The sequence below is a fragment of the Spirillospora sp. NBC_01491 genome (assembly GCF_036227065.1).
Taxonomy (GTDB): Bacteria; Actinomycetota; Actinomycetes; order Streptosporangiales; family Streptosporangiaceae; genus Spirillospora; species Spirillospora xylanilytica.
In genome coordinates, this window is sequence record NZ_CP109432.1 from 1326107 (window position 1) to 1340193 (window position 14087).

16 protein-coding genes are annotated in these 14087 nt (G+C 72.5%); 2 read left to right on the forward strand and 14 right to left on the reverse strand.

Going from position 1 to position 14087, the window contains the following annotated elements:
* Positions 1-6: 6 nt before the first annotated feature.
* Positions 7-1077 carry a methyltransferase gene (locus OHA34_RS06360; protein ID WP_285940169.1) on the forward strand — a complete coding sequence of 357 codons (1071 nt, stop codon included), beginning with the start codon at positions 7-9 and terminating at the stop codon, positions 1075-1077.
* Positions 1078-1171: 94 nt separating this feature from the next.
* Here OHA34_RS06360 and OHA34_RS06365 read toward each other — a convergent pair whose 3' ends face one another.
* The 5 genes from OHA34_RS06365 to OHA34_RS06385 all read right to left on the reverse strand — a co-directional run bounded on the left by OHA34_RS06365 (position 1172) and on the right by OHA34_RS06385 (position 5610).
* Positions 1172-1567: an ester cyclase gene (locus tag OHA34_RS06365; RefSeq protein ID WP_285940170.1), complete on the reverse strand. Its 396-nt coding sequence runs from the start codon at positions 1565-1567 to the stop codon at positions 1172-1174.
* Positions 1564-2100, reverse strand: a complete 537-nt coding sequence (locus tag OHA34_RS06370) for a cupin domain-containing protein (RefSeq protein ID WP_285940171.1) — start codon at positions 2098-2100, stop codon at positions 1564-1566. Before OHA34_RS06370 ends, OHA34_RS06365 begins: the two co-directional genes overlap by 4 nt.
* 72 nt (positions 2101-2172) lie before the next feature.
* Complete coding sequence (locus OHA34_RS06375) at positions 2173-3846, reverse strand: NAD(P)/FAD-dependent oxidoreductase (RefSeq protein ID WP_329520964.1); 1674 nt, start codon at positions 3844-3846, stop codon at positions 2173-2175.
* Positions 3847-3862: 16 nt separating this feature from the next.
* The gene (locus OHA34_RS06380) at positions 3863-4657 is read right to left on the reverse strand and encodes an SDR family NAD(P)-dependent oxidoreductase (protein ID WP_329520965.1); all 795 of its coding nucleotides are present in this window, start codon (positions 4655-4657) and stop codon (positions 3863-3865) included.
* Between the two features lie 2 nt (positions 4658-4659).
* Positions 4660-5610, reverse strand: a complete 951-nt coding sequence (locus OHA34_RS06385) for an oxidoreductase (protein WP_285940174.1) — start codon at positions 5608-5610, stop codon at positions 4660-4662.
* A 180-nt stretch (positions 5611-5790) separates the two neighbouring features.
* Here OHA34_RS06385 and OHA34_RS06390 point away from each other — a divergent pair, with 180 nt between their 5' ends.
* Complete coding sequence (locus OHA34_RS06390) at positions 5791-6246, forward strand: ester cyclase (protein ID WP_329520966.1); 456 nt, start codon at positions 5791-5793, stop codon at positions 6244-6246.
* A 25-nt stretch (positions 6247-6271) separates the two neighbouring features.
* Here the strand turns inward: OHA34_RS06390 and OHA34_RS06395 are convergent, their stop codons facing one another.
* The 9 genes from OHA34_RS06395 to OHA34_RS06435 form a co-directional block, all read right to left on the reverse strand.
* A complete protein-coding gene (locus tag OHA34_RS06395; protein ID WP_285940176.1) occupies positions 6272-6910 on the reverse strand; it encodes a hemerythrin domain-containing protein in 639 nt (212 codons plus the stop codon).
* Positions 6910-7902 (reverse strand): hypothetical protein, encoded by a 993-nt coding sequence (locus tag OHA34_RS06400; RefSeq protein ID WP_329520967.1) that lies wholly within the window; start codon positions 7900-7902, stop codon positions 6910-6912. Before OHA34_RS06400 ends, OHA34_RS06395 begins: the two co-directional genes overlap by 1 nt.
* Positions 7903-7904: 2 nt before the next feature.
* On the reverse strand, positions 7905-8753 hold the full coding sequence (locus OHA34_RS06405; protein WP_285940178.1) for a methyltransferase domain-containing protein: 849 nt from the start codon (positions 8751-8753) through the stop codon (positions 7905-7907).
* Between the two features lie 5 nt (positions 8754-8758).
* The gene (locus tag OHA34_RS06410) at positions 8759-10855 is read right to left on the reverse strand and encodes an MMPL family transporter (protein WP_285940179.1); all 2097 of its coding nucleotides are present in this window, start codon (positions 10853-10855) and stop codon (positions 8759-8761) included.
* Positions 10856-11004: 149 nt separating this feature from the next.
* Positions 11005-11475: an anthrone oxygenase family protein gene (locus tag OHA34_RS06415; RefSeq protein WP_285940180.1), complete on the reverse strand. Its 471-nt coding sequence runs from the start codon at positions 11473-11475 to the stop codon at positions 11005-11007.
* The gene (locus tag OHA34_RS06420) at positions 11475-12659 is read right to left on the reverse strand and encodes an FAD-dependent oxidoreductase (RefSeq protein WP_285940181.1); all 1185 of its coding nucleotides are present in this window, start codon (positions 12657-12659) and stop codon (positions 11475-11477) included. The genes OHA34_RS06415 and OHA34_RS06420 overlap by 1 nt, the downstream gene beginning before the upstream one ends.
* A gap of 5 nt (positions 12660-12664) precedes the next feature.
* On the reverse strand, positions 12665-12973 hold the full coding sequence (locus OHA34_RS06425; RefSeq protein ID WP_285940182.1) for an antibiotic biosynthesis monooxygenase family protein: 309 nt from the start codon (positions 12971-12973) through the stop codon (positions 12665-12667).
* Between the two features lie 31 nt (positions 12974-13004).
* Positions 13005-13304, reverse strand: a complete 300-nt coding sequence (locus tag OHA34_RS06430) for an antibiotic biosynthesis monooxygenase family protein (RefSeq protein WP_285940183.1) — start codon at positions 13302-13304, stop codon at positions 13005-13007.
* A 3-nt stretch (positions 13305-13307) separates the two neighbouring features.
* Positions 13308-14048 carry an SDR family NAD(P)-dependent oxidoreductase gene (locus OHA34_RS06435; RefSeq protein WP_285940184.1) on the reverse strand — a complete coding sequence of 247 codons (741 nt, stop codon included), beginning with the start codon at positions 14046-14048 and terminating at the stop codon, positions 13308-13310.
* Positions 14049-14087 lie beyond the last annotated feature (39 nt).

The following is a 14087-nucleotide window of genomic DNA, read 5'->3' on the forward strand; positions in this document are numbered from 1 at the left end:
GGCACGATGACCGCACCCACAGAGACCACCCCCGCGGGCGCGCCGCCGTTCGCGCCCGCGAAGATCTACGAGCTGAGCACCGCGTTCTGGCACTCGAAGATGCTGGTCAGCGCGTCGGAGCTCGGTGTGTTCGCGCGGCTGGCCGAGAGCCCGGCCACCGCCGCGCGGCTGGCCTCCGAGCTCGGCCTGACGTCGCCGGCGCTGCCCGAGTTCCTGGACGCGCTCGTCGCCATGGGCATGCTCGAGCGCGACAGTGACGGGTACCGCAACAGCCCCGAGGCGGACTACTACCTCGTCCCCGGCAGGCGCTACTTCATGGGCACCTACCTGGGGTTCGTCGACCGGTTCATGCGGCCGACCTGGGAGGGGCTCGCCGAGGTGATGCGCACCGGCAAGCCGCAGATCCCGCATCCGCCGCAGGGGGACGCGCCGCAGGGCGAGGGCGGGGAGTTCTTCGAGCAGACCTACGCCGACCCGCAGCTCCAGCGCATGTTCATCGAGGCGCAGGACGCGCTGAGCAGCGAGCTGGCCTGGGAGCTGTCCCGCCGGATCGACTGGAGCGGCCGGACCGACGTCGTCGACCTGGGCGGAGCCCGCGGGAACGTCGCCGGCATTCTGCTGGAGGCCCACCCGCACCTGACCGGCACGGTGTTCGACATGCCGCCGCTGCGCCCGCTGTTCGACGAGCACATGGAGCAGCTCGGCGTGGCGGACCGCGCCCGCTACCAGGGCGGCGACTGGTTCGCCGATCCGCTGCCGGAGGGGCAGACCCTGCTCTGCGGGCACGCGCTGCACAACTGGAACACCGAGCAGCGCCGCACGGTCATCGGCAAGGCGTTCGAGGCGGTCCGGCCGGGCGGCGCCTTCATGGTCTACGACCTGATGTTCGACGACCGGCGCGGCCGGCTGAACCCGCTGCTGCTCAGCCTGGCCATGACGCTGAGCGTCGGCGGCTCGGGCTACTCGGCCGCCGAGTGCGTGGAGTGGATGAAGGACGCCGGCTTCGGCGGCGTCGAGACCATCGCCCTCCAGGACTACGACGGCCACACCGTCGTCATCGGGCACAAGCCCGAGTGACGACGCGGCGAACCGGGCCCGTCTCCGTGGGAGGCGGGCCCGGTTCCGTGGTGCCGTGCCGGGAGGGTTCTCCGTGGTGGCGGAGTCGCCGTGGTCAGCGGAGCTGGGAGACCAGGCCCCACTCGTCGAACACGTTCACGTCCGCCACGACCAGGCCGTCGCGGAACGTCCAGATCTGGATGCCGGAGGCGGACGCGGTCCGCCCGGTCGGGGGGATGCCCCGGTACCCGGCGACATGCCGGCCCCGGGCGGTGAAGTACGTGACGACCCGCTCCCCCTCGGCCACCTGGAGGCCCACGTCCACGGTCATGCCGGCGAACGAGGCGCGGATCCGCCGGGCGGCGTCGCGCGGGCCGGCCGGCCCGACGCGCCGGCCGCGGAGCACGAGATCGGGGGCGAAGATCCGGTCGGCCAGATCGAGGTCGCCGCCGCACCAGCCCTCCACGAGCCAGCGCCGGGCCAGCTCCCTGCCCGCCTCGCCGGCGCTCACGAGGCGGCCGGGCGGGCCGCCGCCGGGCCCCCCGCGGGACGTCCGGCACCGGGACGTCCGGCACCGGGCGGCGGGCCGACCGGTTCCAGCCCTTCCACGTGGAAGCGGTCGGCCAGGTCGATCATCGCGGCGGGGGGCGGCGGCCCGCCGCCCCCCATCAGCTCGCTGAGGCCCTCGAAGAAGCCCTCCACCCCGCCGGGCGTGGCGACGACCAGCAGCCTGCTGGAGCCACCGGAGATGTTGCGGAACTTGTGCGGGACGCCGCGCGGCCCGTACACGAGGCCGCCGGCGGAGACCTCGTGCTCCTCGTCGCCGAGCCGGATGGCGTACCGGCCCTCGACGACGTAGAAGGCCTCGTCCTCTCCCGAGTGGACGTGCAGCGGCGGGCCGCCGCCCGGGGACGTGGTGACCTCGAAGAACGAGTACAGGCCGCCCGTGTCCTCGGCACGCAGCAGGAACCGGCCCTCCTCGCCCTGCCACCGGACCGGTGGCACCTCGTCGCGCCAGACGAGCTTTCCCGGTGTGTGCGTCATGACCGTCACCTCCGTGTCATGGTTCGGCTTCCGGCGATCGGTCCGGGCCGCGGCGACGGCGCGGCCCGGAGGTCAGGCGATCTTCTTGCGGCGGAGCGCGGCCCGGCCGATGGCCTGGAGGGTGCCCGCCGCCAGCTCGCGGGCCCCGGGCGGTCCGCTGCGGATCGCCCAGTACATGAACTTGGCCAGGTCCCGGGTCGTGGGGTGCAGGTTGTGGTTGTCGGGGTCCTTGTAGCCGAAGGCGGCCGGCGGGAGGTCCGACTCCAGCACCATGCGCAGGATCCGGTGGGCGGCGTCGTCCGCCGAGATCTCGCCGATCTCGAACTTCTCGACCGTCTCCACCATCACGTCCCACATGGCCTTGGTCTCGGCGTTGTCCGGCCACCAGAACCCGGCGTTGGGCGCCTCCTCCAGGTCCTTGTAGATCTGGTCGTCGCCGCTCAGGTTGTACTGGAGCTGCGCGCGGCTCAGCCGCATCGCGCCGTAGTTGGACGAGAAGCCCCAGATCCGGAAGATGGCGTCCCACAGCTTGAAGTGCGGGAAGGCCAGGAAGGACACGTTGCAGAGGTCGTCGTTGTAGTCCAGCAGGCCCTGCTGGAGCCGCTCCACGAAGGCGTAGCGCTCCTCGGAGAAGTCGTCGTCCTTCAACGAGTCCAGGACCCGCCACGCCACCGCGTCGATGACCTCGACGGTGTTGGACATGCCGCGGGAGAAGAGCGGGTCGATGAACCCGGCGGCGTGCGACATCATGCACCACCGGTGCCCGACGGTCTTCTTGGACGAGTACTGGACCCGCCCGGTGGACACCCACTCGCGCACCCGCCGCGCGCCCCGGAAGTGCCGTGCCACCGCCGGGAACCTCTCCACGTAGGAGTAGAATTCCTCCTCCGGCGTCATGTCCTCGGGCTTGGGATGGACGCGGGTGTCCAGCACGAGGCCCACGCTGCACAGCGGGTTGGTCGACTTGCGGTGGTTGTCGAACGGGATGATCCAGAAGAAGCCGCCCTCGAAGGTGTGGTGCAGGGTGCCCTCGTGCCAGCGCAGCGGCGGCCGGTCCTCCCGCGGCCAGTCCACCATGTGGTCGAACGGCGGCACGTTCGACATGTGCGTGAAGATCGAGCGGGTGTGCGTCTTCAGCCGCGTCGGGCTCTCGCGCAGGTCGAGCTTGTCGGCCACCGGGGAGCGGAAGCCGCTGGCGTCCACCAGGTAGCGGGCGCGGATGCGCTCACCGTTCTGCCCGGTGACGGTCACCGCGTCCTCGGCCAGGTCCAGGTCGGCGACCCGCCAGTTCTGCCGCGGCTCGCAGCCGTACTTGACCGCGACGTGGAACATGTAGGCGTCGCTGTCCTGCCGGAAGATGTGGGTGGCCTTGTACAGCACCTTGGGCACCCCGGCCAGGATCGTCTCACCCGGGTCGGGCTCCTCGCCCGGCCGGTGCGACACGAACGCGAAGTGCCGTTTGATGCCGAACGTGCTGCCGATCTTCTTGTCGACCGCGTTGAGGCTCTCCAGCGTGGTGATCTCGGGGATCCGGTAGCGGGACGCGAGCATGTTGAGCCGCACCAGGTAGTGCGGGATGGTCGACTCGCCGACCACGAACCGCGGGTGCTGGACGCCGTCCACCAGCACCACGCTCGCGCCGTTGCCCGCCAGGATGGCCCCGAGCATGGATCCGGCGATGCCCGATCCGATGATCAGGACATCGCACTCGGTCTCCTTGAGGTGGTCCTTCGCCTGTCGTGTCACGTTCGTCGCCTCCCGGTCACACCATCGCGGTGCCGCCGTCGATGATCAGGTAACTTCCGGTGAGGTAGCCGGAGGGTTCGGTGGCCAGGAACGCGATCACCTCCGCGACGTCCTGCGGTACCCCGTTGCGGCGCATGGCCGCGCGCTGCGCGTTGGCACGCAGCGCCTGCTCGGGCAGCCCGTCGGCGACCCGGGTGAGGATCAGCCCCGGTCCCACCCCGTTGACCCGCACGCCGTACGGGCCGGCCTCCTGGGCGAGCACCTTCACCGCCGACTCCAGCGCCGCCTTCGCCATGCTGAGCGGCAGGAACCCGGGCGCGGGCGAGCGCGACAGCGCCGCGCCGACCGCCACGACCGCGCCGTGGCCGCGGTCGAGCATCCCGGGCAGCACCAGGTCGACGGGGTTGAGCAGGGCCCGGAGCTGCCGCTGCACGATCCACTCGCAGTACTCCACCGAGGTCGAGGTGAACGGGGCCACCTTCACCTCGAACCCGTACAGGCCGGTGGCGTTGGCGACCAGCACGTCGACCGGGCCCAGCTCCGTCTGCGCGCGCTCGACCAGCTTCCGGACCTGGTCGCGGTCGGTCACGTCGGCTTGCAGGGCCAGCGCGCGGCCGCCGCCCGCCTCGATCGCCGCCACCACCTCCTTGGCCGGGGTCTCGCCGCGGTGGTAGTTGACCGCGACGGCCGCGCCGCGGGCGGCGAGGGTGCGGGCCGTGGCCGCGCCGATCCCGCTGCTCGCGCCGGTGACCAGCGCCACCCGGCCCCGCAGGTCCTCGGCCGCCGGCACGGCCGGTGCGTTGTCCGCCATGGTCAGCCCTCCTTCGTCTCGGGCACCGGCGCCTCGTACGACACGCCGGCCAGCCGTTCCGAGATGTCCCACAGCCGCGGCCCGAGCCCGGGATCTGCGATCTTGGCGGGCGTCCTCACCCGTCCGATCGGACCCCAGATCTCCCCGAGGCCGGTGGGCGCGTAGCAGCCGCCCGGCTCCACTCCGGGCGCGCACGCGGCGTAGAGCGACGGCCAGGCCCCGGCCGCCGTCGGCTTGGCGAACAGCCGGGTGGGGATCTTGAAGAACGCCTCCTGGAACCGGCTGCCCTCCATCCGGGGGCCGGTGTACTGGAGGTCGCTGGCCGCGAAGCCGGGATGCGCGGCGACGCCGGCCGGCCCGTGGCCGGCGTACCGGCGGGCCAGTTCCCGGGTGAACACCAGATTGGCCAGCTTGGCCTGGTTGTAGGCGTTGAACTTGTCGTACGCGCGCTCGCTCTGCAGATCGTCCAGGTCGATCCTCCCCATCATTTTCACGATCCAGGTGCCGAGGCTCACCACCCGGGCGCCGGGACGCGCCTTGAGCAGCGGCAGCAGCCGTCCGGTCAGCGCGAAGTGACCGAGGTAGTTGACGCCGAACTGCATCTCGTGGCCGTCGGCGGTGAGCAGCCTGGGGATGCCCAGCACGCCGGCGTTGTTGATCAGAATGTCCAGCCCGGTGTGCTCGGCCGCGTATTCCTTGGCGAACCGCTCGACCGACGACAGGTCGGCCAGGTCGAGCAGTCCCAGCCGGACGGACGCGTCCGGTGCGCGCCGCCTCAGCTCGGTCAGCGCCCGTTCCCCGCGCTCCCGGCGGCGGCATGCCAGGGTGACGTCCGCGCCGTGCCGGGCCAGTTCGAGCGCGGTGTGGAAGCCAAGGTTCTTGTTGGCGCCGGTGACGATCGCCGTGCGCCCTGACAGGTCCGGGATGTCGGCCGGGGTCCACCGTTCGGCCATGCTCGCCCTCCTGTGACGCTCGGGCCCCGTGCGGGCCGCGCGTCCCAGTGTCGCGAGCCCCGGTTAATTCGCGGCTAAGCGCGGGAAAGGCCGCCTTCCCGACACCTTGACAATAAACCGGAGAGTCGTTTAGCTTTTCTTTGGATAATGTCGGAGAAAGCTTCCGTGAATGGAGGAGCAGTGGCAGCGCAAAGTCGCGAGAAAAGAAACAAGGAAATCCTTGTAAAATCGCTCGACATTCTCCGGGGAAAGGCCGGACCGGAGCTGGCGAACGAGACCTACACCGCCGATTACACCGACAACAGCGGGGCACCCGAGCGGGGGCCGGCGCGGGTGCTCGCGGTGGCCGAGCAGGCCCTCCGGGCCTTCCCCGACCTGGACTACGACATCGGGCAGGTCATCGCCGAGGGCGACTACGTGGCGTTCCGGCTGACGATGAAGGGCACCCACGAGGGGCCGCTGCCCGGCTCCGGGATGCCCGGCACCGGCAAGCGGGTGGAGGTACGGCAGCTGCACATGATCCGGTTCGCCGGCGACAGGATCGCCGAGCACTGGGCGGTCCGCGACGACCTCGGCATGATGATGCAGCTGGGCGTCATCCCCGGTCCCCCCGGCGGCGGCCCCGCCGGCCGGTAGCTGACCGGCGGGACGCGCACCCGGCTCACAGCCAGCGTGGCTGCCTCGTGTAACGGGGCAGCCACACCTTCTGGAAGAGCAGCCGCACGGGCGGCGGAACCCGGCTCAGCACGGCCGCCCGGTCGGCGGTGGCGGCCTCCCCGATCAGCCAGGGGAAGAACTCCGGCGCGCTGCGCAGCGCCGCCAGCCCGCCGCCGCGCATCTCGGCCAGGCACCGTTCCCAGTCGCCGGGCGACATCGCGGCCCCGACCAGGGGCAGCGCGTCCCCTTCCTCGTGCTCGAGGTGCCGGTCCAGTTCGGCGCGGAACTCCTCGGCGGCCTCGGCCGGCCGCGCGTCGTCCTCGCCGGGCCTGGCCAGCGCGTCGTCCACCGCCGCCACGAGCGGGTCGATCCGGTCGTGCTCGGCCTCCATCGCGTCCAGGACGGCGAGATCGTCCGGGCGTCCGTGCAGGCCGGCCCGCATCCGCGGCCACATATGCCGGTCCTCGCCCTCATGGTGGCTGATCAGCATCGCCTTCAGGGTGCGCCAGCCCACGTCCACAGCCTGCCGCCCGCGCGCGTCGCCGGCGTCCAGCCGCCCGGCGGCGTCGGACAGGTAGCCCAGATCGCGGCGGAACGCCTTGTGGGTCACCAGCATCATCGTCATGTCGGGCCTGGCCGCCATCAGAGTCCTCCCTCGTGCCGGCAGTTGACGTTCAGGGTGTGCGCCGCGGCGAGATACCGCGGGTCGGGACGCAGCGCGTACTCGCGCCGGCACGCCTCGGCGAGCTTGATCGCGTGCTCCTCGCCGATCTCGACGGCCTCCTCGACCAGCAGGTCCACCCCGGGCGGCTCGCCCTCCGGGAGGGGCACGCCCCTCCCGGCGAAGCCGCGCGACACCGCCCACACCTGCGCGGCCAGCGTCTCGGCGGTCGCGTAGGCGGCGGGCCACATCTCCTCCGGCAGGATCGGCAGGACGAGGCGGACGGCGGCCGGCGCGGTGACCGTGTGGACGGCCGGGACCGGCGGGCGGGGGGCGAGCCCGGCGTACAGGCCGGCGTTCACCACGGTCAGCTCGCTCAGCGCGGCCGGAACCCGCGCGACCGGAACCCGCGCGGCCATGGTGACCGGGACCTCCCCGGACCCGCCGGACCCGCCGGACCCGTGGACCGGCGTGAAGCGCGCCGCCCAGTACGCCAGCCCGCGCGCCAGCTCGTTGAGCTGGAGGCCGCTCGGCTTCGGCGCGGTGCGCAGGATCCGCACCGCGTGCGCGGTCCGGATCAGCCCGTGGGTGAAGGCGGCGAACGCCCCGTCCAGCAGCACCGGCCACCACTCGACGACCACGTCCCGCCACGGCCCCTCGGCGAGCCGGCGGTCGAAGTAGGCGACCCAGTCGGCGACGCGGCGGTAGTCGCCCAGCGCGGCCCGCCGCGCCACCGGGTCGTCGTCGGGGATCGGCTCCAGCGGCGCGGGCGGGTCGTGGGAGCGGCGCCGCCGGAGGTTGAGCTCGATCCAGGACGGCACCTCGTCCGGACGGTCCAGGGTGACCAGCGTCTCGGCCGTCATCGGGGCGTGCACGGCGAAGTCGGGCCCGAACTCGAACCCGACGTCCACGAGCCGGTCGAGCGCGTCGTCGACGGCGGCGGCGTAGCGGCCGGCCCCTTCCGCGTCCGGCATGGTCAGCCCCCCTTCCGGCCCTCGGCCAGGATCATCGCGCCGTACATCAGGAACCCGCCATCGGCCTCCCGCTCGACGATGTTCCCGGTCAGGGCGCGGGCGCGCTCGGGCGCGAGCACGCCCAGCTCCCCGGCCCGCCGGACCGCGTCGCTGAAGCCGGTGAGCCCGTCGGCGGCGGCGATCCCGTCCAGCACGACGGGCATGAGCCGCGCCTGCACCTCCACCAGCCCGGCCGCGCGCAGCAGGCCGGACAGCCGGCGGCCGATCCACGGGTTGCGGATGTTGTCGAACCACCAGGTCAGCACGGTGCGGGCGGCCTCCCGGTCGTCCAGGTCGGGGGCCCACATGCCGTGGTCGGGATCGGCGACCAGGACGCGCCCGCCGGGCCTGGTCACCCGCGCCATCTCGGCGATCGCCCCCGCCGGGTCGGCCAGGTGCTGGACCACCCGCTCGGCGCGGACGCCGTCGAACCGGCCGTCGGGGAACGGCAGCGCGTACGCACCGGCGGTCATGAACGAGGCGGGCACGCCGGTTCCGGTGCCGCGGGCCCGGGCCTCCTCGATCGCCCGCTCGTTGACGTCGACGCCGACCGCCTCACCGGACGGGACGACCCGCCCGGCGAGTTCCAGCACGTCGGTGCCGTTGCCGCAGCCGACGTCCAGGATCCGCTGGCCGGGCGCGGGCGCCAGCCGGCGCAGGATCTCGCGCTTGACCGTGGCCAGCGTGTCTGCGGCGGCGTCCAGGTAGCCCACGGCCGGGCGGCCGAGCAGCGTGGAGGTGTCCCCCGGCTCCCCCGTCCAGGCGGGCTCGCCGCTCCGCTCACGTCCGCGGGCGGCCGCTTCGCTCGTCACCGTCATCAACCCCTCTGTTCGGATACCGGCTCACGCCCGGCCTCGCGGGACCGCTCGCCCGGCCCGCGGGCCAGGCTGCTCGGCCACCACAGCCGGTCGCCGAGATCGTGCGTCAGCGCCGGCACGAGCAGGGACCGCACGATGAAGGTGTCGATCAGTACGCCCAGCGCGATGACGAAGCCCTGCTCGGCGAAGCCGACGACGGGCAGGGTCACCAGGACGCTGAAGGTGGCGGCCAGCACGATGCCCGCGGAGGTGATGACGCCACCGGTGGACACCAGGCCGTTGATGGTGCCCTGCCTGGTCCCGTGCCGCTTGGCCTCCTCGCGGACCCGGCTCATCAGGAAGATGTTGTAGTCGACGCCGAGCGCGACGAGGAAGACGAAGGCGATCTGCGGGAGCTGGGCGTCCTGGCCGGTCCAGTTGAAGACGTGCTCGAAGACCGCCGTCGAGATGCCCATCGCGGCGCCGAACGACAGCACCACCGTCGCGATCAGCAGCACCGACAGGGTGAACGCGCGCAGCAGCAGGCACAGCACCACGAGGACGACCACCAGCACGAGCGGGATGGTCAGCAGCGAGTCGCGCTGGATGGTGCTGATCATGTCCACCTCGATCGCGGCGGGCCCGCCCACCTTGGCGTCCGCGCCCGGGACCGCGTGCAGGCGGTCGCGAAGCCGCTTCACCGCATCGCGCTCGGCCCCGCTCTCCGGCTCGGCCGCCACCGTGACCTGCATCTGCACCGTGCCGCCGGCCCGGCCGGACTCCTGTGCCGAGGTCGCGCCCGCCGCGAGGGCGGCCTGCCTGACCGCGGCGGCCTGCCCGGCGTTGGCGATCACGTCGACCGGGTTGCCAGCGCCGGCGGCGAAGTGGGCCGAGATGAGCTCCTGGCCCTTGACCGCGTCGGGCTTCTCGGTGAAGCTCGTCTGCTGCGGGACGTTGAACGACAGCAGCCCGAGCAGGCCCGCGGCGAGCGCCAGCGCCGTCACCGTCCACACCGCGCGGGGACGGGAGCCGACCAGGACGCCGGCCCGCGTCCACAGCCGGGAGGCGTGCGGGGCGTCCCCGGCGTGCGGAACGCGCGGCCAGAAGATCCAGCGGCCGAAGATGACGAGCAGCGCGGGCAGCAGCGTCATCATGGCCAGCACCGCGGAGCCGACGGCCAGGACGCCGATCGGGGCGAGCGTGCGGGTGGAGTTCAGGTCGGCGACGGCCAGGCAGAGCAGGCCCAGCCCGACCGTGCCGGCCGAGGCGACGATGGCGCCCCCGGAGCGGCGGAGCGCCACCTGCATGGCCTCGTGCCGGTCCTCATGCCGTGCCAGTTCCTCCCGGTATCGGGCGATCAGCAGCAGCGCGTAGTCGGTCCCCGCACCGTAGATCAGGATGCTCAGCACGCTGGTGGCCATCGAGTTGACCGTCAGGCCCGGCCCCTTGATCAGCCCGTACACGACCGCACTGCCGAGCTGGTTGGCGGCGAAGACGCTGAAGAGCGGCACCAGGAACAGCACCGGGCTGCGGTAGATGAGCAGCAGCAGGACGGCCACCACCAGGACCGGGACGAGCAGCAGGGTGAACTCCATGTCCCGGAAGATCAGGAACTCGTCGGCGCCGAGCCCGGCGGGCCCGGCCACCTTGATGTCCAGGCCGCCGCCGCCCTCGCCCAGCCGGTCGCGCATGCCGTCGACGGCGTCGAGGATGACGTCGCCCTCCTTCTCGTCGCCGGTGGCGGCGAGCGGGACGGTGTAGATGACGGCCCTGCCGTCCTTGGACACCTGGGGCTGCTGCGGGGTGGCGTGCGGCGCGAACTCCTTGGTGAGCCGCTGCGCATCGGTGGAGGCGTGCTGCCTGTCGGCGGCGGTGAGCCCGCCGTCCCGCTTATAGATGATCATCGCCGGGATGACCTGGCCCTGCGGGAAGGCCGCCTGTGCCTGGAGCACGGCGGTCGACTCGGCGCTCTTCGGCAGATATCCGATCCGGTCGTTGTCGGCCGCCTGGAAGAGCTTGCCGGCGAACGACCCGGACGCCATGAGAATCACCAACCAGCCCACCAGGACGATCCATTTCGCCCGGCGTCCGGCGGGCATCACCAGCAACCTCGACATCAGCGAACCTCCAGCTTCTCGGTCCTCGGACGGATGAGCTGACAGTAAACATGGCTATTGTCTACATGTAGGGAATGCGCGTCCACTAGCTGGCGGGAAACTACTGCCGACCTGCGGCGCCGCCCGGACCGGCCCCGCCTCCGGCCGGATCACCACACCAGCGCCGCCCCCGTGATCGCCGCGCCGAACCCGGCGATCGCCAGCAGCGTGCGCGCCCGGTTGGCCACCGCCCACCGGGTCCGCACGCCCGGCCAGTCCGCCGGCGGCGCGGCCGGATCCCAGCCGGCGATGACCCGGTTCATCCGCACGTTCCAGCCCTCCGACACCACCGCGACGCCGACGATGCACAGCCCCGCGCAGGCGAGGGCCACCCGCGGCCAGACGCCGTCCGCGACCACCACCAGCCCGGCGCAGACGGCCAGGGACACCTTGTTGACCCGCGGCATCATCGGATCGAACCGGCGGTCCAGCAGCCGGTGCACCTGGACGTAGGGCTCGGCCGCCAGCACCCCCACCACGGGCACGATGGCCGTCTCGACGGTGAAGAGCACGCCCGCCAGCACCCCCGACAGCAGCAGGAACGCCGCCAGGAGCACGTCGACCACGGCGTCCGGGACCATCAGAACCGCACGTCCATCATCTGGGCGTAGCTCTCCCGGCGGCCCTTGCCGTCAAAGAACGCCCGCATGAACAGGTCGCGGCCGGCGCAGAGCGGCCGGCTCCGCCAGCGCCCCATCGCGCCGATCGACCACGCCGTGCCGGTCATCCCGGCGACGCGCGCGTGGCGCAGCTCCTCGAAGGCGGAGATCGCCTCGGGCACCCGGTCGTGCTCGCCCAGCAGCCTGGAGAGGGCGACGCCGTCCTCGACGGCCTGCCCGGCGCCCTGGCTGAGGTTGAGGGTCATGGGGTGGGCGGCGTCGCCGAGCAGCACGACACGGCCCTTCCCCCAGCCGGCGCTGCGGTCCGGCGGGCGGTCGAAGACCTCGATCGGCAGGATCGCGTCCTCCTCGGTCGACGCGAGGATGCGCGGCACCGGGTCCGGCCAGTGCCGGTACGTCTCGGCCATCACCTCGCCGCGGTCCTTGTCCAGCATGTCGAACGAGGCGCCCACGCTGTCGGCGATGATCGCGTCCCAGTACACCTCCTCCGGATTGAGCCGCATGTACAGGAAGCGCAGCCCGCCCCGTCCCCACAGGTTGAAGAAGGTGCCGGTGGGCACCACGTCCTCGCCCGGAAGCCGGGTGATCGCCTGCCAGGCGGTGTACCCCGCGTACCGCGGTGGAAGGTCGTGCCCCTTGCGCAGGGCGTCACGGACCGTCGAGCGGATGCCGTCGGCGCCGATCAGGATGTCGGCGCGCAACTCGGTGCCGTCCGCGAGGCGCGCCGACACCCCGTCGGGGTCCTGCTCGAAGCCGGTGCAGCGCTGCCCGAGCCGGACGTCGTCGCCGGCCGCGTCCATCAGCACCGTGTTGAGGGCCGACCTGCGCAGGCCGATCGCCGGGGCGCCGCACCGCGCGGCCTCGGGGGCGATGTCCCAGCGGGCCAGCCGCCGGCCCCGGTCGGACCGGAACTCGTGATACACGATCTCCACGCCGGCCTCGGCCACCCGCTCGTCCAGCTTCAGCTCGCGCAGGGCGAGCAGCGCGTTGTGCCACAGCATGAAGCCGCCCCCCGTGAGCAGCCGCCCCGGAGTCGAGCGACGTTCGAGCACCACGGTGTCGACGCCCGCCCGGCGCAGGCCGATGGCGGTGGTCAGACCGCCGATCCCCGCGCCCACCACGATGGCCTTGCGCACCGTCGCCATGACGCTCACACGCTGTCGAGCCGGGCGCGCACCTCGAAGATGCGGCGCTCGACCCCGTCGTCGCCCCAGTACGGCAGCATGGGCGCGGCCATCCGCAGGTGCCCGGGGTCGTCCTCCCAGGCGCGGAACGCCTGCTCGCTCTCCCATTCCGCCAGCAGGATGTAGGTCCGCCCGTCCCCGGTGTCCCGCAGCAGCTCGTCGCGCAGATGACCGGGCGTGCCGCGCACGGTCTCGGTCACCTGCCGGTAGGCCGCCTCGAACCTGTCCTGGTCCTCTTTCCGGGGGGTGGCACGCACCACGATGCGGAAGGTCATGGCAGTCACGTCTCCTCTCTGGGCGGCCCGGTCAGACGCGGGCGATGATCTCCAGGACCTGCTTGCTGGCCGACTCGCGGAGCGGCTCGAAGGCGGCGGACATGCCGCGGCGCTCGGCGCTGCCCTCGAACGCCCGCAGCGCCTCGCGGCTCTCCCAGTCGCCGGTGATGATGTACTTGCGGCGCAGCTCCGGGTCGGAGGTCAGCGCCTGCCCGAGGCTGCCGCGCGGCTGGGCGTCCCTCATGGCGCGCCTCCAGATGTCCTCGAACGCGGCCTCGCAGCCCTCGCGTACGAGCATGGTGAGCACGGCACGGACCATGGTCGTCGTCACCTCCTAGATCCCGCCGTCCACGTCCAGCACGGCGCCGGTGACGTACCGGGCCGCGTCGCCGGCCAGGAACAGCACGGCGTCGGCGATCTCGGCCGGTTCACCGAGCCGGCCGAGGGCGGTCATCGCGGCGTAGCGCCGCCTGCCCTCCTCCCCGTTCGGGTTCTGCTGGCCCGTGTCGTCGACGATCCCGCAGGTGATCGCGTTGACCCGGATCCCCTCGGGACCGAGTTCCTTGCACAGCGCGCGGGTCAGTCCGATGATCCCGGCCTTGGACGCCACGTAATGGGACGCGTTCGGCATCCCGTGCTTGGCGACGGCCGAGGTGATGTTGACGATCGACGCCGGCCGGGCGAGCCGGTCCAGCGACGCGCGGATCATCCGGTACGTGCCGCCGAGATTGGTGTCGACCACGCGCGCCCATTCGTCCTCGGCCATCTCCGCCAGCGGCAGATGGCTGATGATCCCGGCGTTGTTGACCAGCACGTCCACGGCACCGAACGCGTCGCGGGCGCGGTCGAGCAGCAGCCGCGCGTCCGCCTCCGCGGTCACGTCGGCGCGGACCAGCCGCGCCGACGCGCCGCGCGAGGCGAACTCCGCGCGGAGGGCGGCCGCCTCCGCGTTCTCCTGACGGTGGCACGCGGTGACCGAGGCGCCCTGCTCCAGCAGGGCCCAGGTGATCGCGCGGCCGATGCCCCGGGTGCCCCCGGTGACCACCGCGTGCCGTCCCTTGAGACCGAAATCCATGGTGCCGCTCCTTTGTCCGGCTCCACTCCCCGGTGGTGA

Excerpts from the sequence above, each read along its gene's own strand:
- OHA34_RS06360 (WP_285940169.1), top strand. The coding sequence starts at position 7 with ATGACCGCACCCACAGAGACCACCCCCGCGGGCGCGCCGCCGTTCGCG.
- OHA34_RS06370 (WP_285940171.1), bottom strand. The coding sequence starts at position 2,100 with ATGACGCACACACCGGGAAAGCTCGTCTGGCGCGACGAGGTGCCACCG.
- OHA34_RS06380 (WP_329520965.1), bottom strand. The coding sequence starts at position 4,657 with ATGGCGGACAACGCACCGGCCGTGCCGGCGGCCGAGGACCTGCGGGGC.
- OHA34_RS06385 (WP_285940174.1), bottom strand. The coding sequence starts at position 5,610 with ATGGCCGAACGGTGGACCCCGGCCGACATCCCGGACCTGTCAGGGCGC.
- OHA34_RS06395 (WP_285940176.1), bottom strand. The coding sequence starts at position 6,910 with ATGGCGGCCAGGCCCGACATGACGATGATGCTGGTGACCCACAAGGCG.
- OHA34_RS06400 (WP_329520967.1), bottom strand. The coding sequence starts at position 7,902 with ATGCCGGACGCGGAAGGGGCCGGCCGCTACGCCGCCGCCGTCGACGAC.
- OHA34_RS06410 (WP_285940179.1), bottom strand. The coding sequence starts at position 10,855 with ATGTCGAGGTTGCTGGTGATGCCCGCCGGACGCCGGGCGAAATGGATC.
- OHA34_RS06415 (WP_285940180.1), bottom strand. The coding sequence starts at position 11,475 with ATGGTCCCGGACGCCGTGGTCGACGTGCTCCTGGCGGCGTTCCTGCTG.
- OHA34_RS06420 (WP_285940181.1), bottom strand. The coding sequence starts at position 12,659 with ATGGCGACGGTGCGCAAGGCCATCGTGGTGGGCGCGGGGATCGGCGGT.
- OHA34_RS06425 (WP_285940182.1), bottom strand. The coding sequence starts at position 12,973 with ATGACCTTCCGCATCGTGGTGCGTGCCACCCCCCGGAAAGAGGACCAG.
- OHA34_RS06435 (WP_285940184.1), bottom strand. The coding sequence starts at position 14,048 with ATGGATTTCGGTCTCAAGGGACGGCACGCGGTGGTCACCGGGGGCACC.